This window comes from Sporolituus thermophilus DSM 23256, from assembly GCF_900102435.1.
GTDB lineage: Bacteria > Bacillota > Negativicutes > Sporomusales > Thermosinaceae > Thermosinus > Thermosinus thermophilus.
Window position 1 is genome coordinate 111,595 of sequence record NZ_FNBU01000004.1, and the last position, 24,351, is coordinate 135,945.

Consider the following 24,351-nt stretch of genomic DNA (forward strand, 5'->3'; position numbering starts at 1 on the left):
TATTTTTTGGCAAAAAGTGCATATTACTTATTACTTGCCAGATATGGCCCACTGGCCAAACGAAAAGTCAAAGGGGATTTTGAATGTTTATCGACCGTGCGAGGATTTTTGTTAAGGCTGGCGACGGCGGCAACGGCATGTCCAGCTTCCGGCGGGAAAAGTACGTGCCCAAAGGCGGGCCGAGTGGGGGGGACGGCGGCCGCGGTGCTGACGTTTACCTTGTTGTTGACGACAGCCTTAATACATTGATTGATTTTCGCTATAAACGTAAATTTCAGGGAGAAAACGGCGGTGCCGGCGGTTCCGGCAACAAGCACGGCAAAGACGCCGAAGACCTGATCATCAAGGTGCCGCCAGGCACCATTGTCCGCGATGAGGCTACCGGCGAAGTGATCGCCGATTTAACCGAGAACGGGCAGCAGGCATTGGTGGCCAAGGGCGGCCGCGGCGGCCGCGGCAACGCCCGCTTTGTTTCCAGTGTTAACCGTGCTCCCACATTTGCGGAAAAAGGCGAGCCTGGCGAAAGCCGTTGGCTTATTCTGGAACTGAAAGTGTTGGCCGATGTGGGGCTGGTTGGTTATCCCAGCGTCGGCAAATCAAGCATTCTGGCCCGGGTGTCGGCGGCCAAACCGGAGATTGCCGCCTATCACTTTACCACGCTGACACCGGTGCTGGGGGTCGTCAGTGTCGGCGAAGGGTACAGCTTTGTGCTGGCCGACATTCCGGGATTAATTGAGGGTGCTCACGCCGGTGTAGGGCTTGGCCATGATTTTCTGCGCCATATCGAACGGACCAAAGTGCTAATTCATGTCCTTGACGTATCGGGCATTGAGGGGCGCGACCCTATTGACGATTATCACAAGATTAACGAGGAACTCCGGTTGTATAACGAGAAACTGGCCCGGCGGCCGCAAATTATTGCCGCCAACAAAATGGATTTGCCGGAGGCACAGGCGAATTACAAACGGGTTGCCGAGTACATGGCGCGGGAAGGACGGGAGATTTATCCCATTTCGGCGGCCACCGGCGACGGTCTTCCGCTCTTGATGCAGCGGGCCGCCCAGCTTTTGGCCGAGTACCGGGAAGAGCCGGAAGCGGCCGAAGAGGTAAAAGTGTACACTGCTCAGCCGGAAGAGCCGTTTACGATTCGGCGCGATGACGACGGCGCCTTTGTAGTCGAAGGCAAAAACATCGAGCGGCTGATCGCCATGACTAACTTTGCCAATGACGAGGCAGTGCGCCGCTTTCAGCAAATCTGGCGGAAGCTGGGCATTGACGATGCGCTGCGCGAGCGGGGGATCCAAGAAGGGGATACGGTACGCATCCGCGGCGTGGAATTTGAATTCAGACCATAGGAGGAGTTTATACAATACGATGTTAACAGGTAAACAAAAACGCTTTTTACGGGCTAAAGGGAGTGTTATCGACCCGGTCGTCCAAATCGGCAAGGCCGGAGTCGTCGGCTCAGTGGCCGTCAGCACCGAACAGGCCCTGCTGGCCCGGGAACTGGTCAAGGTGCGGGTGTTGCGCAACTGTCCGCAAGAACCGACCGCGGCCATTGCGGCCCTGGCCGCAGCCGTTGGCGCCGAGGTCGTCCAGGTTATTGGTCGCAATGGCCTGTTATATAAACGCAACCCCGAAAAAAGTAAAATTGAACTGCCTTAAGAGGTATGGATGGGGGAGAGGGTATGCTTACGCGAAACAGCCTTGCCGCGGCTCGGCGCATTGTCGTCAAGGTAGGCACCAGTACGCTTACCCATAGCACCGGTAAGCTGAACTTACTCCGCATTGAACGGTTGGTAAGAGAACTGTCCGACCTGGCTAACCAGGGGAAACAAATAATTTTAGTTACATCAGGCGCGGTTGGCGCCGGCATGGACCGGCTGGGCCTTAAGGAAAAGCCGAAAACTATCCCGGAAAAACAAGCGGCGGCGGCGGTGGGGCAAGGTATTCTTATGCACACCTATGAAAAACTGTTCGGTGAATATGGCCAGACGGTAGCGCAGGTACTCTTGACGCGGGAAGATTCGGTTAACCGCAAGCGCTACGCCAACTCCCGCAACACCTTGCTGACCCTGCTTAATATGGGCGTCATTCCCATCATCAATGAGAACGACGCCGTTGCCATTGATGAGCTAAAAATCGGCGATAATGACACTTTGTCGGCGATGGTGGCCAGTATTGTCGATGCCGACGTGCTCATTATCCTTTCCGACGTGGAAGGTGTATATACCGCCAACCCGCAAACCAACCCCGATGCCGCGCTGATCGGCGAAATCCGTGAAATTACCCCGGACGTGGAGGCTTTGGCCGGCGGTCCGGGTACCGTGCGGGGCACCGGCGGCATGTATACAAAGATCCAGGCCGCGAAAATCGCCATGAGTTCCGGCGTAATGATGGTTATTGCTTCCGGCAGCCGCGACGGCGTGGTTCGGGAAGTACTGAGCGGCGCCGAGATAGGCACCTTGTTTGTGCCGAAAGAAAGCCGTCTGCAAATTCGCAAACGATGGCTCGCCTTCGGCGCCCGCATTCATGGCGCCATAACGGTAGATGAAGGGTGTGAACAGGCGCTGCTAAAAGGCTCGAGCGTGCTTGCCGCCGGCATCAGGGCGGTAGAAGGCGATTTTGAACAGGGTAACACCGTTCGGGTGCTGTCCATCACCGGCCGGGAAATTGCCCGGGGGATAACCAATTACAGCGCCGAGGATACCCGCAAAATCATGGGCGCTCATACCAACGAGATCGCCGGCATTCTGGGCTATAAGCTTTATGATGAGGTCATTCACCGTGACAACATGGTACTATTAGTGGGAGGGGGCAAAACATGATGGACTACCGGGCTGAACTGGAGGCGAAGGGGAGTAGAGCCAGGCAGGCGGCGCGCAAGCTGGCAACTTTACCGTCAAATATCAAAAATCAGGCATTGCTAAATATGGCCGATGCCTTGGAAGAACACCAGGAAACGCTGCTGGCGGCCAACGCCCGTGACATGGAGACCGGGCGGGCCAAAGGCCTTAGCGCTGCCCTGCTTGACCGGCTGCTTTTAAACGGCAGTCGCATCAAGGCCATGGCCGAGGGGCTGCGGCAAATCGCCGCCCTGCCTGATCCGGTGGGGGAAGTGCTCGGCATGTGGCGACGTCCCAATGGCCTGGAAATTGGCAAAGTGCGGGTGCCGCTCGGCGTCATCGGCATTATTTACGAGGCCAGGCCCAATGTTACGGTCGATGCCGCCGGGCTGTGCCTCAAGGCGGGCAATGCGGTAATCTTGCGCGGCGGGTCGGAAGCCATCAATTCCAATATCGCGATCACCCAGGTAATTACCCGGGCGGCGCAAGCAGCCGGCATTCCGGAAGGGGCTATCCAGCTGATTGAGACTACCGACCGGCAGGCCGTCAATGCCTTACTGCGCCTAAACCGCTATCTCGACGTCATCATCCCCCGCGGCAGTGCGGGCCTTATTCAAACCGTCGTGGAAAACAGTACTATCCCCGTTATTGAAACCGGTATCGGCGTATGTCACACCTTTGTCGACGCCAGTGCCGATTTGGCTATGGCCCAGGAAATTGCCTTCAATGCCAAGGTATCCCGGCCGGCGGTGTGTAACGCAATGGAAACGCTGCTGGTACACCGGGCTATAGCAGCCGAATTTCTGCCGCCGGCATTGGAGCGGCTACACCAGGCCGGAGTGGAACTGCGGGGGTGCCCGGAAACGCGGTGCTACCATCCGGCGGTCAAACCGGCCACCGAGGAGGACTGGGCGACCGAATATCACGACCTGATTTTGGCGGTCAAAGTAGTAGGCAATCTGGATGAGGCGCTGGAACATATCGCTACCTATGGAACACGCCATTCCGAGGCCATTGTCACGCGCGATTACGACAACGCCCGGCGTTTTCTGCAGGAAGTGGACGCGGCGGCGGTCTATGTCAATGCTTCGACGCGCTTTACCGACGGCTTTGAGTTCGGTTTTGGCGCCGAAATCGGCATCAGCACCCAAAAGCTGCATGCCCGCGGGCCCATGGGGCTGCCCGAATTGACCAGCATCAAGTATATTGTTTACGGCAGCGGACAAATTCGCTAAACGTCGAGGGCTTCTGTCAAACGACAGGAGCCTTTTGCATTCTGTAGCTGTTCCCTTGGCGGCGGTCCAGATTGACTAGTCAGTCATGAATTCGTACAATGAAGTTAAAGATGTTAGCTTCAGAACCAATAGACCGGATAAAGTGGAGGGGAGCACGCTATGCAGGCCCTATGGCGCAACCTGCTGCAGCACAAAAAATGGTGGATCTTGTTAATAGTCATCGCGGTGGCGGTTAAATTCGGTACGCCACTTTTGAGGACAGAAACGAAACCGGCGATAGCTGGTCGCTCGGTGGCGGTGGAACGCGGTGACATTACATCAGTCGTATCTGCGACCGGAACAATCAAGCCGGTAAACAGTGTAGACATCAGCTCCAAAATAACAGGGTTGATTAAGGAAGTACGGGTAGCGGAAAATGAGCAGGTGAAAGCCGGCCAGGTTTTGGTTGTTTTGGATGACACCCATCTGCGGGCGCTTGTTAACCAGGCCGAGGCCCGTCTGGCCAATGCCGCCGCTAACTTGGAACGCTTGCAGCGGCTGGCGGCTATCGGTGCGATTTCCCAGCAGCAATTGGACGCCGCCCGTATGGATTATAATGTGGCGAAAGCCGCCTACGACGATGCGCAGTCGCAGCTCGAGGATACGACCATCAAGGCGCCGATTGACGGCAAAGTCATCGGCAAACCTATTCCCGCCGGTCAGACCGTGGCGCCGGGTATTTCAACCCCGATGGTGCTAATGACCATCGCGGATATGTCGAAAATGCAGATCGAAACCCAGATTGACGAGTCTGATATCGGCAAAGTAAAAGTGGGCCAAAAAGCCACGTTCACGGTCGACGCTTACCCTGGCCAGACCTTTACCGGCGTGGTGTCCAGTATTTCGGAAAAGGCGTCCATTCAACAAAACGTCGTCTATTATCCCGTCATTATTGATGTGGAAACAGGCGCCGAGCTGCTTAAGCCCACCATGACGGCTCGGGTTTCCATCTTGGTGGGTGAGAGCAAGAATACGCTCTTAGTGCCGCTCATGGCGGTTAAAGAGAATAAAGGCCAACGTTATGTACAAGTACTGCGCGACGGTCAGCCCCAAAATATTCCGGTCACCACCGGACTGACGAGCGACGATAAAATAGAGATTACCAGCGGCTTGGCCGAAGGCGACCTGGTTCTGCTGCCGCAGGCCAAGCAGCCGGCCGCGCCGCCCAATGCCCTCAGGCGGTTTTTAGGCCGTTAGCAGGGGTGGCGACATGAGTATTAATCTGAAAGAAATTACCAAAATATACCATATGGGCGACCAGGTAGTGCATGCTTTAGCCGGCGTAACGCTGGACATTGCCGCCGGTGAGTTTACGGCCATCATGGGCCCGTCCGGTTCCGGCAAATCGACGCTGATGAATATCCTTGGTTGTCTTGATCGACCAACTAGCGGCTCTTACCGGCTGGACGGACAGGAAGTCGCCAGCTTAAGTGACGATGAACTGGCGGTCATCCGCAATCAAAAAATTGGTTTTGTGTTTCAGAACTTTAATTTACTGCCGCGCATGTCGGCCCTGCAAAATGTAGCGCTGCCGCTTGTCTACGCCGGGAAAGCCAAACATGAGCGATTAGAGCGCGCGGCACGGGCTTTAACCATGGTCGGCCTTGAACACCGTTTGCACCACCGTCCCAACGAATTGTCGGGTGGCCAGCGGCAGCGGGTGGCCATTGCCCGCGCGCTGGTCAACAATCCGACTATCCTGATGGCCGACGAGCCGACCGGTAACCTTGACACCAAGTCAGGGGACGAGATCATGCAAATCTTTACCGAACTGAACCGGCAAGGACGGACCATTATCCTAATCACGCATGAACCAGACATTGCCGCCTTTGCCCGCCGCATCATTCATATTCGCGACGGACAGGTCGTGCGGGACGAAAGGCGATAGGGGGAGGAAAGCGACGTGTTTTGGGAAAGCGTCCTTATTGCCCTCGAAGGGTTAAAAGCCAATAAGTTGCGCTCTATTCTCACCATGCTGGGCATCATTATCGGCGTTGGCGCCGTTATCGCCATGGTGTCCATCGGCTTGGGCGTGCGGGAAAAGGTGCAAAACTCTATTGCTGGGCTTGGCAGTAATCTGCTTATTGTCACCCCGGGAGCGACGTCGCCCACCGGTGTCCGGCTGGCGGCCGGCTCGAGCACTACGCTGACGAACAAGGATGCCCAGGCCATTGCCCGGGAAATCGCCGGGGTCAGTATGGTCGCTCCCAGCGTCAGTCGGCAGTATCAAATCGTTTACGGCAACAAAAACTGGATCACCAACGTGCAGGGGACAACGCCGGAGTTTCTCGCTGTTCGCAATTTTACAATGGAAACGGGAACTTTTTTTACCAATCAAGACGTCGATACGCGTGCCCGCGTGGCCGTACTGGGCAAGACGGTGGCGGAAAATCTCTTTGGGGACATCAGCCCTGTCGGGCAGACCATCAGAATAAACAAAGCCCCGTTTCGCGTTATCGGCGTGCTGGAAGCTAAAGGTCAATCGGCAGGCGGCGCCGATCAAGATGATCTGGTTGTTATTCCCTTGACGACGGCGCAGGAGAGGATGCTGGGGATTACTTATCTGCACAGCATTAGTGTGCAAGCAGCAAGCCCGGAAGTAATCAACCAGGTGCAGGAGGATATTACCACCCTCCTGCGAACGCGCCACCGGCTGGGGCCGAATGTTCCCGACAACTTCACGGTGCGCAACCTGGCGGCCGTTATGGCCACTGCCGAGGAAACCACCCGAACAATCACGCTGCTGCTGGGGAACATTGCCGCCATTTCTCTCTTGGTTGGCGGCATCGGCATCATGAATATCATGCTGGTGTCGGTAACGGAGCGGACGCGGGAAATAGGCATCCGCAAGGCCCTTGGCGCTACTTACCGCAATATTTTGCTTCAGTTTTTGATTGAAGCGGTCATTATTGGCGTGACCGGCGGCCTGATCGGTATTGCCGTGGGAATAGGCGGGGTGTATGTCATTTCGGTTCTTGCCGAATGGAATACGGTGATCTCATTTGCGGCTATCATCATGGCGTTTGGTTTTTCCGTACTTGTCGGCCTATTTTTCGGCATCTATCCCGCCCGTAAGGCAGCGCTGCTTGATCCCATCGAGGCTCTGCGGTATGAATAAATTTTGTTTCTGGTACAATAAAAGACATAACCGGCGAAAGGAGTCGTTTATGGGGTACATTTACGCCTTATGGAATTATCTAAAAACGGACAAGGCCCGCTATGATCTGATGGACTATATTCGGGCCGCTGTCATTATTGGCGCGGTCATGGCCATGGTGCGCGTGCTGGCGGACATCCTTCTTTAGCCCGCCATTTTGTTTCTTCCAAGTAGGACAACACTCTGCTATAATAGGGAAAGAACTTATTCATAGCAGGGAGAGGGCCAAATGGCGGAGTGTAAGACACGGATCGGCATTATGGGCGGTACTTTCGATCCCATTCACATTGGTCATCTTGTGACGGCGGAAGCAGTCCGGATTGAGTTCGGCTTGGACAAAGTGCTTTTCATTCCGGCTGCTAATCCGCCGCATAAGCAGCATGCGCAGGTAACGCCGGCGATTCACCGTTATATTATGACGGTTATGGCGACCTATTCCAACCCCAGTTTTTTTGTATCGCCCATCGAGCTTGAGCGACCAGGCCCATCCTATACCATTGATACAGTACGGGCCCTTATTGACCAATATGGCGAAAAATCGGATTTCTATTTCATTACCGGCGCCGATGCCATTGCCGACTTGCCAACCTGGAAAGACATTGACGAACTGCTCGGTTTGTGCCATTTCGTCGCTGCTACCCGGCCCGGATGCATCAGCATGATCGATGCGGTCATTCGCCGGTTCGGGGCCAAAGGCCGTCAGCGTATTCACCGGCTATCCACGCCGGAGCTCGAGATTTCGTCTACCGATATCCGCGAGCGCGTAAAACTTGGGCGGTCGATTAAATACATTGTCCCCGAAAGCGTGGAGCAGTATATTCTTAAAGAAGGCTTATACCGTAGCTAGCAGTGTGCCAAATTAAGGCAGGCATAAATTACGGAGAATCGTAAATAATGAAAATGTAAACATCATTCCAATTCGCGAAAGAGGTGATTCTCCGCATGGCAAAAACTCTGTATGTCGGCAATCTTCCTTGGGGAACTACTGAAGCGGCTCTTGCTGATGCTTTCCGGCCGTATGGCACTGTATACTCCAGCCGTATCATTATGGATAAGGAAACAGGGCGCTCCCGGGGGTTCGGCTTTGTCGAAGTAGCCGATGAAGATGCTGAAAAAATGGTTACGGCAATGAATGGCTCAGAGCTTGGCGGTCGCCAGATTGTCGTCAACGAAGCCAAACCGCGCCAAGAGTAAGTACTGAGCAAGCGCCAACTTGATATAGGGAAAGAGCCTCCTTGCGGGGGCTTTTTATTTTTAGAGGAATAATGGGAGAAAAGGGCGAATTTTGCTGTGGGTGAAAGTTATGGATTACGAACAAATTAAGGCAAATTTGGCACGGCGCCTAACGCCTAAGCGACTGGCTCATTCCGTAGGTGTAAGCGAAACATCCGCCTGGCTTGCGGAAAAATACGGCGCTGACGTCCGTCAGGCGCGGCTGGCCGGTCTGGTGCATGACTGCGCCCGGGAGATGACCAGCAATAACCTATTGCAATTGGCTGAGGCCTTTGGTATAGTGGTGAATGATGTCGAACGGCAGGAGCCTGTTTTGCTTCACGCCCCTGTCGGGGCGGCGCTGGCTGAACGGGAATACGGCATCCGCGACCCCCAAATCCTGCGGGCGATTGCCCTGCATACCACCGGCGGCGCAGATTTAACATTGTTGGATAAAATTATCTACCTTGCCGATTTTATCGAGCCTCATCGCGATTTTCCCGGCGTAGACAAGCTGCGTTCGCTGGCGCGAATCGATTTGGACGCGGCAGTACTTGCCGCATATGACCAGACGCTGCAGTATATTGTCGGTCGCCGTGCCCTGCTCCACCCGGCTACGGTAGAAGGCCGCAACCAGTTGCTGATAAAGCTGAAATAGTATTTGTGCATTTGTCTTGGGAGAGGAGGATGACTATGCGCAAAACGCGACGTCGCATCCGCTGGTCCCGCGTCTTTTTGCTACTCTTGGTGATTGCTGCTCTAACCATTTCGTTGGCCGGCGCGGCTCTTTACGCCTATGAAACTTTTTTTGCGGCGCCGGTGACCGCGCGGCAGACGCCGGCGCCGGGGTCGTCCCTGCCTTCTGCTGATAAGCTTAATAAACGCATAAACGTGTTGCTTTTGGGGGTTGATGACGGCGATACCGAAACACCGGGGGCTCCCCGACGCTCCGATACGATGATGGTAGCCAGCGTCAATCCGGATGACGGCACGGTTAGCCTGCTATCCATTCCCCGTGATACGCGGGTGGTCATTCCCGGACACAAGGGTTATGATAAAATTACCCATGCCTTCGCCTACGGTGGGCCACAGCTTGCCGTCCGTACTGTCGAAGAACTGCTCGCCATTCCGATTCACTATTATGTGGTCGTTGATTGGCGGGGGTTCATAAAGTTGATTGATATTCTGGGCGGCGTCGATCTTTATGTGGAAAGTAACATGGATTATGAAGATCCCTATGCCGGTTTGAAAATTCATTTGGATAAAGGTTATCAGCATCTGGATGGCCAAAAGGCAGGTCAGTACGTTCGCTTTCGCCATGACGAGCTGGGGGATATTGGTCGCGTGCAGCGCCAGCAGCGATTTTTGAAGGCGCTGGCCAATGAAATGCTGCAGGTTGGGACCATTTTTAAACTGCCGGCTTTGGTGTCAACCATTGATCAGTATGTTGAGACCGACATGAGCCTGTTTACGATGATGAGGTTGGCTAACAGCCTTAAAGGACTGCCGGCCGGCGGTGTGCGTACCGAAGTACTGCCTGGTAATTTTGCCACTATCGACGGTCTCAGTTTTTGGGTAGTAGACAAAGAACAGACCAAACGCATTGTAGAAAAAATGTTTACGGTAAAAACTACCAATGTTGGCCAACTGCCGACCCGTTAAACCAACAACCTGCGGTTTTCAGCCGCAGGTTGTTGGCCTGTTCAAATTCCCGGCCTTGAGGACAGCCAGGCTTGCACCGGCGCTAAAAGCCAGGCGCGCAAGTTTTCCGAGAGGAGCCTTGGCGTTTGAAGAGAATAGAATATTATAAGATGAAGAAGCTAAATTAGAGTTACTCATTTGCAGGAGGTAGAGTAATGACTGATACACCCATTCATATGCCGGAACTGGTTGCCGCCGCGGCCAGTGATAAAAAAGCCCGTGATATTGTAATCCTTGATGTGCAAGGCATATCGCCCGTGACCGATTATTTTGTTATTTGCAGTGCCAACACCAGCACGCAAGTCCAGGCTATTGCCGACAATATCGAGGAAAAACTTGAGGAGAAAGGCGTTAAGCCTTTGCACAAGGAAGGATACCGCGAGGCACGGTGGGTGCTATTAGACTACGGTTCCTGCGTGGCCCATATCTTTGTGGAAGAGGACCGGCGGTTTTACAACCTTGAACGGCTGTGGGGCGATGCAAAAGCCAAGGTGTACCATGAATAGTCGCTCTAAGTCTATGACCGCGCCCCGACTGGAGCCCGGGCAGGTAGTAACGCTGAAAGTAGCACGGCAGACAGATCTGGGAGCTTTTTTGGATGCCGGCACCGGCCGGACGGCAGATGACATTTTGCTGCATAAAATGCAGCAAACGGCGGCGGTAGCAGTCGGGGAAGAAGTTAAAGTTTACTTATATCGCGATCCCAAAGGCCGTTTAGCTGCCAGTATGCGTTTGCCACAGATGCGGCCTGGACAGATTGCCAGGGTAAAAGTGATTAATGTCACCCGGGATGGAGCTTTTGTCGATATCGGGGCGGAGCGGGGCGTATTTATGCCTTTTGCCGGTATGCGCGGCCGGGTAAAGCGCGGCGACCGGGTATGGGTCAAGCTGTATACGGACAAGTCCGGACGGCCGGCGGTCACGATGGACGTGGACGAAGAAATCGCCCGGGCGGCACGGCCGGCTCAGGATATAAAAATTGGAGATCAGGTTACCGGCACCATTTATAGTGAAGGGGAAAGCGGTTTCTTTTTATTTACCGCCGAACGTTACATCGCTTTTCTCCATAAAGACGAGGTTACCAGGCCGCTGAGAATGGGCGAGGAGATTACCGTCAGAGTGACGTATCTTCGTCCTGACGGCCGTATCAATGTTTCGATGCGGCCGCAAAAGGAAGATGCCATTGACGTAGATGCCCAAAACATTTTGGCCATGCTGCGCTCGCGCGGCGGTAAGATGCCTTACAGCGACGATACGGCACCGGAAGTGATCAAAGAAAAGTTTCAGATCAGCAAAGCTGCCTTTAAACGCGCGCTAGGACGCCTCATGAAAGAAGGGCTTGTCGTTCAGCGGGAAGGCTGGACATACCTGGCCGGGCAAGAGCATGAAGGAGCGGGAAAGCAGCCGTAGGGCTTGCTTTCCCGCGGTAAACTCAAGAAAAATTTTTATAACAAAACTGTTGACATTATGTCGCGTAATACGATATAATAACCAATGTCGGCGGAACATGCGGCGACAAAATGATAAAGAGTATGGGGATATAGCTCAGTTGGGAGAGCGCTTGAATGGCATTCAAGAGGCCAGGGGTTCGACTCCCCTTATCTCCACCAAGTAAAATTAAGGTCTGCGAGGTGCCTACCACGTAGGCCTTAATTTTTTATATTTACTAACAATCTGGTATGCAAGCATACCGGATTTAGCAAAGGGCAAAGGTTTGTGTAGGTCTTGCTCAAAACAGTTACTCATTTTGTCAAAGGCAACGTTGAAGCGGCAACCAAGCGGCATTTCAAAAAGAAGTTGCCCCTTAGTTTCCATTGTATCCACGGTGTGGGTCCTGGATCGCATTTGCTTTAAAGCGGGTATAATTGTGCAGAAACCGGAACTCCAAATCTTCCGATATATGTCGGAAGTTGTTTATTTTTGCGCATTGTATTTTGCTTACGGCTATAATATTATGAAATTACCAGTGGCTCTCTTTTCCACGACGGAATGAAAAGAGGCGGTATTGGTGACAAAAGCGTTAGTATGGCATTATGCCATTCATCTGGCGAAACTTTTTACCGTCGGCTATATTTTTTACCGGCTAGGGAAGAAGTTTCATGCTACTAACCCCTATTGGCATTACCTGATACCAATTTGGAACTATGTCATTTTGTGCCGCTGCGCAAGGATATCGCCTTATTACGCAGTAGGTTACCATGCCGCCTATTTTGCGGCTTCCGTTTTGCGACTAGTGGCCGAATATCTCAAGGAGCCGGCGTTGGCGAATATTTGGCTTTGTCTGTTTATTCTTTGTATTCTTGCCGAGGCGGAGATTTTTGGCAACCTGGCAGAACGTCTGAAAAAAGACTTTTGGCTGTACGGCTTAAGTGGATTTATGGCCTATTTTCCGTTGGCCTTGCTTGTTTTGTCCAAAAATGAGCCGGAAGAGGCGCTGCGGGCGCAGCCACCTCTTCCGGACAATAGAAGTGACTATCACGTGTATTAACCGGCTAAAGGCCGGTTATCGATTTTTCGATAAAAACTAAGGGCGGAGGAGTACAAACTCCTCCGCCCAAATGCCCCATCCCTACAGATAACATCGACCGAAAACTAACCAAGATTAAGTCGATCCGGTAACTCTGGGGAATGGTATCACGCGGCTTAAGTGAGGGTTAAATACAGAGAGACACTATCCCGGTTTCAATCCAAGAAAAACACTTGACCAAACTTGCAAGGGTTTAAACCAGAGAAAGTAGGGATGGTGCTTACTTAAAGCATAGCACGATCTGACAAAAAACGCAATACTTATCTGAAAATTTTCGCTGTTTTTGCGGCCTTGCCCGAAATTTTCGCGGCAGGTAGTACACCAGCCGTTGACTTACCTGTCCGTCTATTGTAAATTAAGGGAAAATATGCGAAGGGAAGGGATGGGTTAAGCATGGACAAGATCAATTGGGGGATTATTGCCACCGGCACGATTGCGAAAAAGTTTGCCGCCACGATTGCCCAGCTCGCTGACTGTGGCGATGTTTTAGCGGTTGCTTCCCGCCAAAAAGAGACGGCTTACAGGTTTGCCAGTGATTATAACATACCTAGAGCATATGACAATTATCTGGACCTGGTGCAAGATCCTGATATCGATGTCGTATATATTGCTACTCCCCATGCGCAGCATTATGAAAATGCGAGACTGTGTCTTGAGCACGGTAAACATGTTCTTTGCGAAAAATCGTTTACCGTCAATGCTGCGCAAGCTGTCAAACTTATCCAACTGGCCAAAGCAAAAAAGCTGTTTCTTATGGAAGCCTTTTGGACAAAGTTTCTTCCCGGGTACCAACTGCTTAACAAAACTATTGCCGAAGGGGCAATCGGGACAATAACACATTTTCGCACCCAGTATGGTTTTGCCCCAACCGGCGCCCGGTACGTGCGGAAGTTTGATCCCAATCTGGCCGGTGGGGCGCTTTTAGATATCGGGGTGTATGCCATAGGCGTGGCCGCCATGATTTTGGGTTACAATCCTAAACAAGTACACGCCAGCGCTATTATAGGTGAATACGGAACAGATAAATTTGACAGTATTATGCTGCAGTATGAAAATGGCATAACAGCGCATTTAATTACCACGATTGGTTTAGATATTGGCTCACAGGCTGTTATCTTTGGCACAGAAGGCTATATCATCCTGCCAAACTTTTCGGCGCTGCAGGAATTTACGGTCGTTAAGAGCGATAAGACTACATACACTCTCGCTTCTCCGTTTGAGATTAACGGCTTTGAATATCAAATCAGAGAAACTGAAAGGTGTATTAAGGCTGGGCAGCTTGAAAGTCCGATAATGACCCATCAAAATACTCTGGATGTAATGCGGCTTATGGATGAGGTGCGAGCTATTTGGGGGCTTAAATTCCCTTGTGAAAATTAGGTGTACGGTTCGGTTCCCCAAAAAATCAACCGGGCTAAACGGTCGCCCGGTTTTATAATGTAGGTAATAATGTATAAATATAGATGGAAGAAGCAGGAAACAAAGTTTTGCGGTTGAATTAAGTTCAAAAATGCTGATGAAAGGTGAGAGATGATGGGCGCGTGGTATAAAGAGCTTAAAGTTGCCATTACGGTAATCGACAAAGAGGGCAAAATAGTGGAGATGAACGATAAGGCCTGCCAAGTGTTTGAAAAATACGGCGGTAGCCAGCTTATCGGTCAAAACGTATTTTCCTGCCATTCCGAGTCTTCACGCCAAAAAATAGCGCGTTTAATCGCCAATCAGGAAACCAATTGTTATACCATTGAAAAAGACGGCGTAAAAAAGCTTATTTATCAGACGCCGTGGTATCAAAACGGCCAAATCGGCGGTTTGGTCGAATTATCACTGGAAATACCCTTTGAGATGCCGCACTTTGTGCGTACATGACTTTCTACCCCGGAAAGTGGCGATCGGAAAGTTGAAAGTGGTAGACCGGTTTTACGTTCCAGCGCATGTGGTGCCGATTTATCGGCATAAATCTTTGCGGTAGGGTTTTTTACTAGCCTGCCTGACCGCTAGCCGTCTGTGTCACTTGATCCCGCAAGACACGTTTCAGGATTTTGCCTGTCTGGTTTTTCGGCAGAGCATCAACGAGAATGAAATCACGGGGGATTTTGTAACCGGCCAGGTTGGCTTGGAGGTATTCCCGGATCGCCCGCTTGTCGAAGGTATAGCCCTCGGCCATGACAAGGTAAGCGCAGGCCGCTTGTCCGCGCAGTTCATCGGGCACACCGATAACAGCCGCTTCGGTTACGCCCGGATAGGCGTATAGAAGTTCTTCGATTTCGCGGGGGTAAATGTTTTCTCCGTTGGATATGATCATATCTTTTAAACGGTCAACGATATAGAAATAGCCTTCAGTATCCTGGTAAGCGAGATCACCGGTGTGGAGCCAACCGTTTTTAAGCGCCCGGGAAGTTTCTAGCGGTAAGTTGAAGTAGCCTTGCATCACACTGGGACCTTTTACCAGTATCTCGCCAACTACGCCGGGTGGCAAAGTTTCGCCGTTTGGGCCGGCGATTTTGACTTCAAGTCCTGGGAGCGCTTTGCCGACCGAGTAGTATTTTGTTTTGTGGGGCGGGTTTAACGTTACGACCGGAGACGCCTCTGAAAGCCCGTACCCTTCAATAATATTTTTTCCGTATTTTTCCAAGAATAATTTTGCTATTTTTTCCGGGAGGGATGCCCCGCCGGATACGAAAAATTTTACGCCAGCCAGGTCCGTCACTTCCCCGGTGCGGACTAAAACGTTATAGATCGGCGGGACGGCATATACTACCGTTACGCCGTATTCTTTTATAGCGGCAAGAGTTTCCTTGGGCGAAAAGGCTTCCAGTATCGTGACTGATGCTCCGCAAAGGAGCGGATTAAGGACGGCACAGGTCCAGGCGAAACAATGGTACATAGGAAGTACACACAGGACATTATCTTCCGCACAAACTGGCAGTACTTCCCGGAAAGCTCCGGCGTTGCTGACAAGGTTTTTATGGGTCAGAACTGCCCCTTTAGGATTGCCGGTTGTCCCCGAAGTATAGATGATTGCACAGGGATGGTCGTCAGTAAAGCCGGTGAGCGGCGGTGTAGCGCCGTCAATAGTTTCTTGAGTCAGGGTTTGTTTGAAATCGGGGATAACGAGCTGGGTTAAATCCTGCGCATAGCCGTAATGTTCAAGCTCGGCAGCCAGGTTCAATTTTTGCGCCGTGACCAGATGCTTCATCTGGGCATCTTTGACAATATAGGCGATCTCGCGGGCGGTAAGCTGAAAGTTAAGTGGCACCACGACGGCTCCCAAGCTTACCACCGCCATGTAGCTATATACAAACTCGACGGAGTTGCGCGAGAATAGACCGACGTTTTCGCCAGGGCGGATACCGGACTTATAGAAAAAATTCCGGTAGTTTTCTACTTGTTCTCGTAGCTGTTTATAGGTTACGTTTTCTTTACCGTAAAAAGCCACGTTATTATCTGTTCCTTGGTTAATAAGCTGGTGAACGAGCAAGCATATACCCCTCTCTTACTGTAAAATTAAGCATGCACATTCGCCATTGTATCCTGAAAAAACAAAAATGTCTAGGAAAACAATGAGGTTTTTAATGCCTGCGTCATGGCTGTGGAATTTAGCGGGCATAGAGAAGGCCATACGGCGAATCTTAAAAAAAGCTATTTACCGGGTGAACGGTAAATAGCTTTTTTTGGATATCAGAAAATATACTATATGTTTTACGCAAATTTTTTTTTACAGGCCTAACCTTTAAGCAGTATCGCCGCTGAATTTTTCGTCTGCAGCTACATACTTTACGCCTGGCGAAGACATATTAAAACTAAAAGCTGGTTTAGCTTGGGCGGAGGTAGTTCAATGGAAAAGATTCGTTACTTTATTACCAAAAATTGCAAGAAATGTGACGCTTGTTTGGAACATTGCCCGGAAGGCGCCGTGAGCGACGGTAAAGACGGGAATATCGTCAATGACAACTGCACCGGTTGCGCTGAGTGCGAAGCGATGTGTCCTAATGGCGCCATTGTCAGGGAAACCGACCCCTACCGCACGATTAACCGGGAGATGGATTCCTTCTTTGGCGGCGGGGCATGGCCGCTGGGTGACCGTAAAAGGTAAATTAGGCGAAACTGTTGACGAAGGGTGGGTTTAGTATGAATGCGATATACCTTGTTTTGATTGCGGCCCTTGTTTTAACGCTGGCCTACCGCTACTACGGCTATTTCCTGGTTACCAAAGTCCTCGTCATCGACCCGCAAAAAACAACGCCAGCCCACCGGTTAAATGATGGGCGTGACTATCTTCCCACCAACAAATGGGTAGTTTTTGGTCACCATTTTGCCGCGATAGCCGGAGCCGGGCCGCTGGTGGGGCCGGTATTGGCCGCTCAGTTCGGTTATGTGCCGGGGATGCTATGGCTGCTGATTGGCGCCGTCCTGGCCGGCGCTGTCCATGATACTGTCATCCTGTTCGCTTCGGTGCGCCATAATGGTCGGTCACTGGCCGAAATTGCCAAAGATGAGGTCAGTAAGGTGACAGGCGTAGCTACCAACTTCGCCGTTCTCCTAATTGTATTGCTGGCCATGGCCGGTCTGGCGATCGTCGTTGTTCATGCTCTTCATGACAATCCTTGGGGCACTTTTACCGTGGCATCGACTATCCCTAGCGCCATGCTTATCGGCATTTATATGCATATGTTGCGGCCCGGGCATATCCGCGAAGCTTCGATTATGGGCGTGATATTGGTGCTGCTGGGCGTCATCGCCGGACCGTATGTAAAAGCGTCTGCACTTGCCAATTGGTTTTTGTATGACGAAAAACAGTTCAAAATCCTGCTGCCTACCTATGGCTTTCTGGCCGCCGTTTTACCGGTTTGGCTGCTGCTTGCGCCCCGCGACTATCTTAGTTCATATATGAAAATAGGCACCATTGCCGCTTTGGCCCTGGGAATTATCATTGTGCGTCCCGAAATTCACGCCGAACCTTTTACCCAGTTTATCAACGGCGGCGGGCCCATAATCCCTGGCCCCGTATGGCCATTTCTGATGATTACCATCGCTTGTGGCGCCATTTCCGGCTTCCATGCCCTCATTGGGTCGGGGACAACGCCGAAACTGATTGATAACGAACGCGATATCCAACTGGTAGGCTTTGGCGCCATGCTGACCGAGTCTTTCGTTGGAGTCATGGCCCTTATCGCCGCCACTGTCCTGTTTCCGGGCGACTATTTCGCCATCAATACGCCCAAAGCCGTTTTCGATCAATTGGCTCCCCTTGGTTATACCATGCAAAAACTGCCCGAACTTTCCGCGCTGGTCGGAGAAAACGTGGCTCACCGCCCCGGCGGCGCCGTTTCGCTGGCCGTTGGCATGGCTTATATCTTTTCCAGCATTCCCGGCTTGAAAGCATTAATGGCTTATTGGTACCAGTTCGCCATCATGTTTGAGGCCTTGTTCATCCTGACCACCATCGATGCCGGCACGCGTGTCGCCCGTTATATCGTTCAGGATACCCTCGGCCGGGTATATGAACCTTTTCGGAAAGTGAATTGGTGGCCGGGCGTGCTTATCACCAGTTTTCTTGTTTCTTTCGGCTGGGGTTACTTGCTCTACGGCGGCAGTGTATCAACCATCTGGCCGATTTTCGGTGTATCTAACCAACTTTTGGCTACCCTGGCGCTGGCCATCGGTACTACTATTATTCTCAAGCATCGCAAGCGCTGGGATTATGCCATGATTACCCTCGTTCCCACCATGTTGCTGTTTGTCACCACGGTAACAGCCGGGGTGCAGTCGGTTATTACCAATTATTGGCCTAAGGGCATGATCCTTAATACCGTGCTTATGGTGCTGATGATCATTGCCGTAATTGTGATTATTGTTGATTCCGCTTACCGGTGGACAAAAATTAAATAGCCCGGCAGGGCTATTTTTTTGTGCGGCAGGTACTGATCGGTTCTGCGCCGAATGATTGAACATCTCTTATGAGGAGGGGGTTTAGTTGGAACAAGTTCTGCCCAATCTCTACCGGGTGGAAGTTCCCTTACCGAACAATCCTTTGCGGGCGCTCAATTCTTATCTGGTCGTTGGACCGCGGCGCAGCCTGCTTATTGATACCGGTCTTAACCGGGAGGAATGTCGCGAGGCCCTGCTGGGGGCGCTGACCGCTTTGGGTATCGACTTGGCAAATATCGACTTTTTCATTACTCATTTACACGCCGATCATTCCGGATTGATTGGTGAGCTCGCCGGTCCAGAGACGACAATATATGCTTCGGCCGCCGATGCGGCGATCATTAACTCCATGGGCATTGTAACCGAGCATTGGGACCGCATGGCCGCCTATGCGCGGCGCAGCGGTTTTCCTGACGAAACCCTGGCGGAGGCTATTCGCAAGCATCCGGGAGTACGGTTTTCCACCCGCCGACCGGTGCCGTTTACAACTGTGCACGAAGGTTATCGCCTGGCTATTGGCGACTATGAATTTACATGCATTACCACTCCCGGACATACAGCCGGCCATGTCTGCCTTTATGAACCTAACCGGAAAATTCTGTTTTCCGGCGACCATATTCTTGACCATATTACGCCCAATATCTCGCTCTGGTCAGACGAAGAAAATGTATTGGCCGTATATCTTGCCAGCCTGGAAAAAGTCCGCCGTCTGCCGGTCAAGCTTGTGCTGCCCGGGCACCGCCGTATATTTTCCGACTGCCGGCGGCGAATTGACGAACTGACTGAACATCATCGGCAGCGCCTTGCGGAAATCCTGGGCATCCTGGAAGAGGGCAACGCCTTCAGTGCTTACGAAGTGGCGGCACGGATGCGGTGGGACTTGTCCTATCCCACCTGGGAAGAATTCCCGCCGCCCCAGAAGTGGTTTGCGGTTGGCGAGGCGATTGCTCACCTGCGGTACTTGGAGAACCAGGGACAAATCCGCCGTGTTGGCTGCGGGCCGGTGATCACCTTCGCACAAAACGAGAACATCCGCACAGGTTAAACCAAAAGAGCTGCCAGAGGTTGGCAGCTCTTAAATAATATCTGGAGACACCGGCCTACGCCATCTACATCAAATCAAAACGGTGATTTTTCGTTCTTTTCGCGTGCAGATAGTCTTCAATCTGTTGCGTCAATAGTTTGTTATTCGCCTCGATCATCTCGGCGACGGCGGCGGTAACATCATGTGTCGTCTGCATTGTTTGCCCCGCGACCTGGAGGAGTTGTTCTTTGTTCATACCCAGCATGGTTTCACCTCCTTGCTCCTATTAGTATGTGCGCTTACTTGACTGTTCCCTCAGAATACCGGCTAACATTATTTAGCAGGTAAAGCAAATTATCATTATCATCACCGGGGGAAAACTAAAAGCGTCGGTTTTAGTCTGGTGGTCAGGAGGTTGATGCGACGAATGGATGCGAGTTTCTGGGTCGGTTTGTTCAGCATTACCACAATCAATTTATTACTAAGCGGTGACAATGCTTTGGTAATTGCTCTGGCCAGTCGCAATCTTCCCGCCCGGCAGCAGCGCTCGGCCGTTTTTTACGGAGGCGCTGGCGCGATTATTCTGCGAATTATCCTGACCTTTATTGCTATTTTCTTATTGCAAATACCATATTTGCAACTATTGGGCGGACTATTACTGCTATGGGTAGCTATTAAGCTTATCAGCGGCGAGGAAAAAACTCATGAGGAAATCGAAGCGGCAAGCAGCTTATGGGCGGCGGTCAAGACTATCTTGGTTGCCGACTTGGTAATGAGTCTTGATAATGTATTAGCCATAGCCGGGATTGCCAAGGGCAACATTCCGCTTCTGGTTATTGGCCTTGGCATTAGTATTCCCATCATTATTGGGGGCAGTAGAGCTATTATGTTGCTGATGGAGCGCTGGCCGGTTGTAATTTTGTTTGGTGCGGCTTTTCTCGGCTGGACAGCCGGGGAAATGGTGCTGGCCGATAAGCAAGTCGGAATTTGGCTGGCGGCCTATCCTTGGGCTCACTGGGCGATCCCGGCGCTGTTTGCCGCCGTCGTGGTTGTCATAGATCTAATCCAAAAGCAACGGGACAGAAAAAGGGGTTCTGCTTAAAGCTACATAAGGCCTAACCTCCCGCTGACAGAGGTTAGGCCTTATTCATAGGTAATGATTACCTGGCAAATAAATCGCTGCTCAAGTACTTCATGCCGCTATCACAGAGGATAGTGACAATCGTTGTTCCTTAGGGGCGTGTTGCCGATGGCCTCGAGGATAGACGAGCAAACTTTGGACCGGTAGTTCATCTACTATTAACTGTTTGGCAGTGCTAAATCCTCCCGGAATTTAATTGGTGACTTTAGCGGAATGTATTGCATAGGATGTAAAAATAGCTACGCTAAGGCCGAAGGAGGGTAAAGCAGTGCGCCATATTGAACTTGTTGATGTCTGCCGCATGGCCCGTGAAGCGCGCGGCGAGATTGACCGCATTTTTCTCCACTGGTCCGCCGGCCATTATGGACAGCCATATCCGGATTACCACATTAATATCGACAAAGAGGGAGAAATCTATACCCCTGTTGAAAGCTTAACCGAAGTGCTCGCACATACCTGGCGGCAAAACACGGGTTCTGTGGGAGTATCCATCCTGTGCTGCGCCTATGCTACATCAAATGACCTGGGACCACAGCCGCCGACAGAACCACAGATTGAGTGCATGGCGCAAATCATCGCCATTTTGTGCCGCGAGCTGGGGCTGCCTATCGATTATGACCATGTGCGTACTCACGCTGAACAGGCGAATATCGACGGCTATGGGCCGGATACTACCTGGGAACGCTGGGACCTCTGGTTTTTGCATAATGGCGACGAACTGGGGAGCGGCGGCGATGTTTTGAGGGGTAAAGCAATTTTTTACCTTGAAAGAGAGTTTCAGGATTTTAATTGTGAATAGAAAAGCGTCCCTGGGGACGCTTTTTTTATGGTGTGTCCGGCATGAACCCAAGCATACTTGGTAAACATGGACGAGCTGCTGTGAAATTGATAGCAGCGAAGATGTATCGGGGAAATAGCTGTTTAAAACAGAGCAGGATAAAAATTGGCACGCACGAATAATTTAGCGGATTAATCATAACCGGCAGGTAACTGTTATTTAAAAGTCAATTCGGACAAAAGGAGGAACAAGGCAACTTGAAGACTTGGAAAAACAATAATCGGATTCCGATAAAATGTTGGACCGATAACATTGAGGACGATTGTTTAAAACAGGCTAATAATCTCGCAAATTTGCCATTTGCTTTTCATCACATCGCGTTAATGCCTGATTGTCATAGCGGTTATGGCATGCCAATAGGCGGAGTGCTGGCAGCTCGTAATGTAGTCGTACCAAATGCCGTGGGCGTTGATATTGGGTGCGGCATGGTTGCGGTTAAAACTTCAGCTAGGGAAATCACTACAGAGCAGGTTAAGAAAATACTGGGTAAGGCCAGAGAAGTTATTCCTGTAGGATTTAAGCATCATAAAGAGCCACAAGAGAGCGATGTTTTTAAAGAGGCGCCTAACCATATTCCTATAATTAGGCAAGAGTTACAATCTGCTAAGTACCAGTTGGGAACTTTAGGCGGTGGCAATCATTTTATCGAAATTCAAAAAGGCGACGATGGTTTTATCTGGTTAATGATTCATTCGGGTAGCCGAAATTTAGGTAAAAAAGTGGCTGACTACTACAATAATAAAGCTGTTGAGTTAAATAAAAAATGGCGCTCGGAAGTACCTAAAGAGTGGGACTTAGCCTTTTTGCCCACCGATACAGCAGAAGGGCAAAATTACATTGAAGCTATGAACTTCTGTTTGGCTTTTGCCTACGCCAACAGAAGTAAAATGATGGACCGCTTTGCTAAGATTTTTTACGATATTACAGGTCACACAACAGTGGAGCAAATTGATGTTCATCACAATTATGCTGCTTTGGAAAAACACTATGGCGAGAGTGTATGGGTTCATCGTAAAGGTGCAATCAGGATGCGTAAAGGCGAAATAGGGATAATTCCTGGTAGTATGGGAACACCTTCGTATATAGTAGAAGGCCTTGGCAATCCAGAGTCATTCCATAGCGCTTCTCATGGCGCCGGCCGAAAGATGTCGCGCAGAAAAGCAAATGAAGTAATTACCGAGGAAATGGCGCAAGAAGCAATGAAAGGTATTGTTTACGGCAGTTTTAATGGCAAATACGACGAGTGCCCGCAGGCGTACAAAGATATCGAAGAGGTAATTGCAAATGAGTTGGATTTAATTAAGCCACTGGTAAAACTCGTACCTTTAGGCGTGATGAAGGGATAGCCGGCCAATACCGCCGAAAGCGACCAGATAATCATCGGATTAGTGATCTAAAGCGGAAATAAATGGAACATAGCGCGAATACATTTTGGCAAGCCTTTCAGGCCATCCTAAATCATGATAAAGTTGAGGAGGTGCCACATGTCTGACGTAGACAAAATGATACTAGAACATTTTGTACCTTTCCGGGAAAAAGTAGTGGATGCAATTCAGGCAAAACATCCTTACTTCGTTTCGATGATAGAACATGTCCTATCTGGTAAGCGGAACAGGCTAGGTCTCAGGGTTACCGAAAACGGTCAAGTGGTTGGCGAGTACACGTTTGAACTGAATGGTATTCGCATTAAACACACCGAGATAGGAAAGATTGACCCAGAAGTTCATCATCCTGTTCTGGGTATCCTCAAACCCTGCATTTTAATAGAACGGGCAGCGGTCGAAAAAGCAATAAATGATCCGCTGTTTATGGATGAGCCGTTTAAAGCAATCAGTAAGTTATTGCCCAATATTACGATAACATTTCTTTCGTAGGTTAATAAGGCCACCGAATAGGTGGTCTTATTTTTATACTCGCTTTCTCCTAATTGATTTTAGTTTAAACAACCAACATTTGGGCGGCGCCAGCCGACGACGGAAGGAGGGAAACGCTTTTCTTCTGTTTGCAAATTCACGGTAAAATTTACAAAAACAAAACCCGTTACCGGGCTGGTAACGGGCGGATATCAAAAGTGCAGCGCCTTTTTGGGGCATGCCGCCACGCAGCGGCCGCACTTAAGGCAATCGGGATGCAGGTAACCGCTATCAGTGCTTTTGGTTTCATACGGCGTTAGCCCGAACGGGCAGACTTTGCTGCACAGCTTACAGCTCACGCATGCAGCATCTACCCGGAGTGGCTTAGCTTTAGCGCTGAACCAGCTGGCCATTGTACCCATAGGACAGAATGAGCACCACGTCCGGTGATGAAAAAGCAAGCCAAGAATGATGCCAACCAGTGTGGTGATGAAGATTAGCCGGAGGAACACCAAGCCCATGGCCGGCCAGTCACCCCAGGCATAGTACATTTGCACGGTGAAAACCGTCATAATAAAGAAAATCATAAACAAGCGAAAGCCCTTACTGCGGAAAAAGGCAGGAATAGGCTTTTTGGGCGAAACCTTAGCTAGAATAGTGTCGTAAAAGCTGCCGCGCGGGCAGAAGTTGCCGCACCAGTAGCGGCCTTTGAACGGCGCCAGCAATACTGGTGCCAGCATGCACACAATGGCGGTGACTCCGATTGCGGGATAGAAATAACCAATGGCCAAAAAGGCCAGCAAGATCCAAAATAGGTATGGTTGAATTTTATTTGGCATAAATAACA

General features: G+C 51.0%; 27 protein-coding genes and 1 tRNA gene. 25 read left to right on the forward strand and 3 right to left on the reverse strand.

The genetic code is table 11. The features are described from left to right. Positions 1-83 precede the first annotated feature (83 nt). The 18 genes from obgE (at position 84) to BLQ99_RS04130 (ending at position 14,586) form a co-directional block, all read left to right on the forward strand. A complete protein-coding gene (gene obgE / locus BLQ99_RS04050; RefSeq protein WP_093688380.1) occupies positions 84-1,355 on the forward strand; it encodes a GTPase ObgE in 1,272 nt (423 codons plus the stop codon). A gap of 19 nt (positions 1,356-1,374) precedes the next feature. Continuing rightward, the gene (yhbY, locus tag BLQ99_RS04055; protein WP_093688382.1) at positions 1,375-1,665 is read left to right on the forward strand and encodes a ribosome assembly RNA-binding protein YhbY; all 291 of its coding nucleotides are present in this window, start codon (positions 1,375-1,377) and stop codon (positions 1,663-1,665) included. Positions 1,666-1,688: 23 nt separating this feature from the next. Continuing rightward, positions 1,689-2,828, forward strand: coding sequence for a glutamate 5-kinase (proB, locus tag BLQ99_RS04060; protein ID WP_093688384.1), 1,140 nt, complete (start codon positions 1,689-1,691; stop codon positions 2,826-2,828). Next, entirely contained in the window at positions 2,828-4,081 is a 1,254-nt protein-coding gene (locus tag BLQ99_RS04065; protein ID WP_093688456.1) for a glutamate-5-semialdehyde dehydrogenase, read from the forward strand. Before proB ends, BLQ99_RS04065 begins: the two co-directional genes overlap by 1 nt. 159 nt (positions 4,082-4,240) lie before the next feature. Further along, positions 4,241-5,317: an efflux RND transporter periplasmic adaptor subunit gene (locus BLQ99_RS04070; RefSeq protein ID WP_093688386.1), complete on the forward strand. Its 1,077-nt coding sequence runs from the start codon at positions 4,241-4,243 to the stop codon at positions 5,315-5,317. 13 nt (positions 5,318-5,330) lie between these two features. After that, on the forward strand, positions 5,331-6,008 hold the full coding sequence (locus BLQ99_RS04075) for an ABC transporter ATP-binding protein (protein WP_093688388.1): 678 nt from the start codon (positions 5,331-5,333) through the stop codon (positions 6,006-6,008). 15 nt (positions 6,009-6,023) lie between these two features. After that, positions 6,024-7,238: an ABC transporter permease gene (locus BLQ99_RS04080; RefSeq protein WP_093688390.1), complete on the forward strand. Its 1,215-nt coding sequence runs from the start codon at positions 6,024-6,026 to the stop codon at positions 7,236-7,238. Between the two features lie 49 nt (positions 7,239-7,287). Continuing rightward, positions 7,288-7,425 (forward strand): hypothetical protein, encoded by a 138-nt coding sequence (locus BLQ99_RS14890; protein WP_171904590.1) that lies wholly within the window; start codon positions 7,288-7,290, stop codon positions 7,423-7,425. Positions 7,426-7,506: 81 nt separating this feature from the next. Continuing rightward, a complete protein-coding gene (nadD, locus tag BLQ99_RS04085) occupies positions 7,507-8,124 on the forward strand; it encodes a nicotinate-nucleotide adenylyltransferase (protein ID WP_093688392.1) in 618 nt (205 codons plus the stop codon). Between the two features lie 95 nt (positions 8,125-8,219). After that, a complete protein-coding gene (locus tag BLQ99_RS04090) occupies positions 8,220-8,471 on the forward strand; it encodes an RNA recognition motif domain-containing protein (RefSeq protein ID WP_093688394.1) in 252 nt (83 codons plus the stop codon). A 109-nt stretch (positions 8,472-8,580) separates the two neighbouring features. Beyond that, positions 8,581-9,147 (forward strand): bis(5'-nucleosyl)-tetraphosphatase (symmetrical) YqeK, encoded by a 567-nt coding sequence (yqeK, locus tag BLQ99_RS04095; protein ID WP_093688458.1) that lies wholly within the window; start codon positions 8,581-8,583, stop codon positions 9,145-9,147. Between the two features lie 35 nt (positions 9,148-9,182). Further along, entirely contained in the window at positions 9,183-10,151 is a 969-nt protein-coding gene (locus BLQ99_RS04100; protein WP_093688396.1) for an LCP family protein, read from the forward strand. A 194-nt stretch (positions 10,152-10,345) separates the two neighbouring features. Beyond that, entirely contained in the window at positions 10,346-10,696 is a 351-nt protein-coding gene (gene rsfS, locus BLQ99_RS04105) for a ribosome silencing factor (RefSeq protein ID WP_093688398.1), read from the forward strand. Next, positions 10,689-11,600 (forward strand): CvfB family protein, encoded by a 912-nt coding sequence (locus BLQ99_RS04110; protein ID WP_425440868.1) that lies wholly within the window; start codon positions 10,689-10,691, stop codon positions 11,598-11,600. The genes rsfS and BLQ99_RS04110 overlap by 8 nt, the downstream gene beginning before the upstream one ends. Before the next feature lie 124 nt (positions 11,601-11,724). Then, positions 11,725-11,800: transfer RNA gene (locus tag BLQ99_RS04115), tRNA-Ala, on the forward strand. Positions 11,801-12,198: 398 nt separating this feature from the next. After that, the gene (locus tag BLQ99_RS04120; RefSeq protein WP_093688402.1) at positions 12,199-12,678 is read left to right on the forward strand and encodes a hypothetical protein; all 480 of its coding nucleotides are present in this window, start codon (positions 12,199-12,201) and stop codon (positions 12,676-12,678) included. Positions 12,679-13,110: 432 nt separating this feature from the next. Next, entirely contained in the window at positions 13,111-14,097 is a 987-nt protein-coding gene (locus tag BLQ99_RS04125; protein WP_093688404.1) for a Gfo/Idh/MocA family protein, read from the forward strand. 153 nt (positions 14,098-14,250) lie between these two features. After that, on the forward strand, positions 14,251-14,586 hold the full coding sequence (locus tag BLQ99_RS04130; protein WP_093688406.1) for a PAS domain-containing protein: 336 nt from the start codon (positions 14,251-14,253) through the stop codon (positions 14,584-14,586). 112 nt (positions 14,587-14,698) lie between these two features. Here the strand turns inward: BLQ99_RS04130 and BLQ99_RS04135 are convergent, their stop codons facing one another. Further along, positions 14,699-16,198, reverse strand: coding sequence for a class I adenylate-forming enzyme family protein (locus BLQ99_RS04135; protein ID WP_093688408.1), 1,500 nt, complete (start codon positions 16,196-16,198; stop codon positions 14,699-14,701). 357 nt (positions 16,199-16,555) lie between these two features. Between BLQ99_RS04135 and BLQ99_RS04140 the strand changes: the two genes are divergently transcribed. The 3 genes from BLQ99_RS04140 (at position 16,556) to BLQ99_RS04150 (ending at position 19,693) form a co-directional block, all read left to right on the forward strand. Then, positions 16,556-16,813, forward strand: coding sequence for a DUF362 domain-containing protein (locus BLQ99_RS04140; RefSeq protein ID WP_093688410.1), 258 nt, complete (start codon positions 16,556-16,558; stop codon positions 16,811-16,813). Positions 16,814-16,848: 35 nt separating this feature from the next. Next, complete coding sequence (locus BLQ99_RS04145) at positions 16,849-18,609, forward strand: carbon starvation CstA family protein (protein WP_093688412.1); 1,761 nt, start codon at positions 16,849-16,851, stop codon at positions 18,607-18,609. A gap of 85 nt (positions 18,610-18,694) precedes the next feature. After that, positions 18,695-19,693 (forward strand): MBL fold metallo-hydrolase, encoded by a 999-nt coding sequence (locus BLQ99_RS04150; RefSeq protein WP_093688414.1) that lies wholly within the window; start codon positions 18,695-18,697, stop codon positions 19,691-19,693. 64 nt (positions 19,694-19,757) lie between these two features. Here BLQ99_RS04150 and BLQ99_RS04155 read toward each other — a convergent pair whose 3' ends face one another. Beyond that, positions 19,758-19,937: a hypothetical protein gene (locus BLQ99_RS04155; protein WP_093688416.1), complete on the reverse strand. Its 180-nt coding sequence runs from the start codon at positions 19,935-19,937 to the stop codon at positions 19,758-19,760. A gap of 162 nt (positions 19,938-20,099) precedes the next feature. Here BLQ99_RS04155 and BLQ99_RS04160 point away from each other — a divergent pair, with 162 nt between their 5' ends. The 4 genes from BLQ99_RS04160 to BLQ99_RS04175 all read left to right on the forward strand — a co-directional run bounded on the left by BLQ99_RS04160 (position 20,100) and on the right by BLQ99_RS04175 (position 23,525). Further along, entirely contained in the window at positions 20,100-20,774 is a 675-nt protein-coding gene (locus BLQ99_RS04160; protein WP_093688418.1) for a TerC family protein, read from the forward strand. A gap of 307 nt (positions 20,775-21,081) precedes the next feature. Further along, positions 21,082-21,612, forward strand: coding sequence for a peptidoglycan recognition protein family protein (locus tag BLQ99_RS04165; protein ID WP_245690243.1), 531 nt, complete (start codon positions 21,082-21,084; stop codon positions 21,610-21,612). 236 nt (positions 21,613-21,848) lie between these two features. Beyond that, the gene (locus BLQ99_RS04170) at positions 21,849-22,997 is read left to right on the forward strand and encodes an RtcB family protein (RefSeq protein ID WP_093688420.1); all 1,149 of its coding nucleotides are present in this window, start codon (positions 21,849-21,851) and stop codon (positions 22,995-22,997) included. A gap of 138 nt (positions 22,998-23,135) precedes the next feature. Then, on the forward strand, positions 23,136-23,525 hold the full coding sequence (locus BLQ99_RS04175) for a hypothetical protein (RefSeq protein ID WP_093688422.1): 390 nt from the start codon (positions 23,136-23,138) through the stop codon (positions 23,523-23,525). Between the two features lie 191 nt (positions 23,526-23,716). Here BLQ99_RS04175 and BLQ99_RS04180 read toward each other — a convergent pair whose 3' ends face one another. Further along, positions 23,717-24,343 (reverse strand): 4Fe-4S binding protein, encoded by a 627-nt coding sequence (locus BLQ99_RS04180; RefSeq protein ID WP_093688424.1) that lies wholly within the window; start codon positions 24,341-24,343, stop codon positions 23,717-23,719. Positions 24,344-24,351: the final 8 nt, after the last annotated feature.

What these genes read in the sequence shown, in the direction of transcription:
- obgE (WP_093688380.1), top strand. Translation starts at nt 84, where the DNA reads ATGTTTATCGACCGTGCGAGGATTTTTGTTAAGGCTGGCGACGGCGGC.
- yhbY (WP_093688382.1), top strand. Translation starts at nt 1,375, where the DNA reads ATGTTAACAGGTAAACAAAAACGCTTTTTACGGGCTAAAGGGAGTGTT.
- proB (WP_093688384.1), top strand. Translation starts at nt 1,689, where the DNA reads ATGCTTACGCGAAACAGCCTTGCCGCGGCTCGGCGCATTGTCGTCAAG.
- BLQ99_RS04065 (WP_093688456.1), top strand. Translation starts at nt 2,828, where the DNA reads ATGGACTACCGGGCTGAACTGGAGGCGAAGGGGAGTAGAGCCAGGCAG.
- BLQ99_RS04070 (WP_093688386.1), top strand. Translation starts at nt 4,241, where the DNA reads ATGCAGGCCCTATGGCGCAACCTGCTGCAGCACAAAAAATGGTGGATC.
- BLQ99_RS04075 (WP_093688388.1), top strand. Translation starts at nt 5,331, where the DNA reads ATGAGTATTAATCTGAAAGAAATTACCAAAATATACCATATGGGCGAC.
- BLQ99_RS14890 (WP_171904590.1), top strand. Translation starts at nt 7,288, where the DNA reads ATGGGGTACATTTACGCCTTATGGAATTATCTAAAAACGGACAAGGCC.
- nadD (WP_093688392.1), top strand. Translation starts at nt 7,507, where the DNA reads ATGGCGGAGTGTAAGACACGGATCGGCATTATGGGCGGTACTTTCGAT.
- BLQ99_RS04090 (WP_093688394.1), top strand. Translation starts at nt 8,220, where the DNA reads ATGGCAAAAACTCTGTATGTCGGCAATCTTCCTTGGGGAACTACTGAA.
- yqeK (WP_093688458.1), top strand. Translation starts at nt 8,581, where the DNA reads ATGGATTACGAACAAATTAAGGCAAATTTGGCACGGCGCCTAACGCCT.
- BLQ99_RS04100 (WP_093688396.1), top strand. Translation starts at nt 9,183, where the DNA reads ATGCGCAAAACGCGACGTCGCATCCGCTGGTCCCGCGTCTTTTTGCTA.
- rsfS (WP_093688398.1), top strand. Translation starts at nt 10,346, where the DNA reads ATGACTGATACACCCATTCATATGCCGGAACTGGTTGCCGCCGCGGCC.
- BLQ99_RS04110 (WP_425440868.1), top strand. Translation starts at nt 10,689, where the DNA reads ATGAATAGTCGCTCTAAGTCTATGACCGCGCCCCGACTGGAGCCCGGG.
- BLQ99_RS04125 (WP_093688404.1), top strand. Translation starts at nt 13,111, where the DNA reads ATGGACAAGATCAATTGGGGGATTATTGCCACCGGCACGATTGCGAAA.
- BLQ99_RS04130 (WP_093688406.1), top strand. Translation starts at nt 14,251, where the DNA reads ATGGGCGCGTGGTATAAAGAGCTTAAAGTTGCCATTACGGTAATCGAC.
- BLQ99_RS04140 (WP_093688410.1), top strand. Translation starts at nt 16,556, where the DNA reads ATGGAAAAGATTCGTTACTTTATTACCAAAAATTGCAAGAAATGTGAC.
- BLQ99_RS04145 (WP_093688412.1), top strand. Translation starts at nt 16,849, where the DNA reads ATGAATGCGATATACCTTGTTTTGATTGCGGCCCTTGTTTTAACGCTG.
- BLQ99_RS04155 (WP_093688416.1), bottom strand. Translation starts at nt 19,937, where the DNA reads ATGCTGGGTATGAACAAAGAACAACTCCTCCAGGTCGCGGGGCAAACA.
- BLQ99_RS04160 (WP_093688418.1), top strand. Translation starts at nt 20,100, where the DNA reads ATGGATGCGAGTTTCTGGGTCGGTTTGTTCAGCATTACCACAATCAAT.
- BLQ99_RS04175 (WP_093688422.1), top strand. Translation starts at nt 23,136, where the DNA reads ATGTCTGACGTAGACAAAATGATACTAGAACATTTTGTACCTTTCCGG.
- BLQ99_RS04180 (WP_093688424.1), bottom strand. Translation starts at nt 24,343, where the DNA reads ATGCCAAATAAAATTCAACCATACCTATTTTGGATCTTGCTGGCCTTT.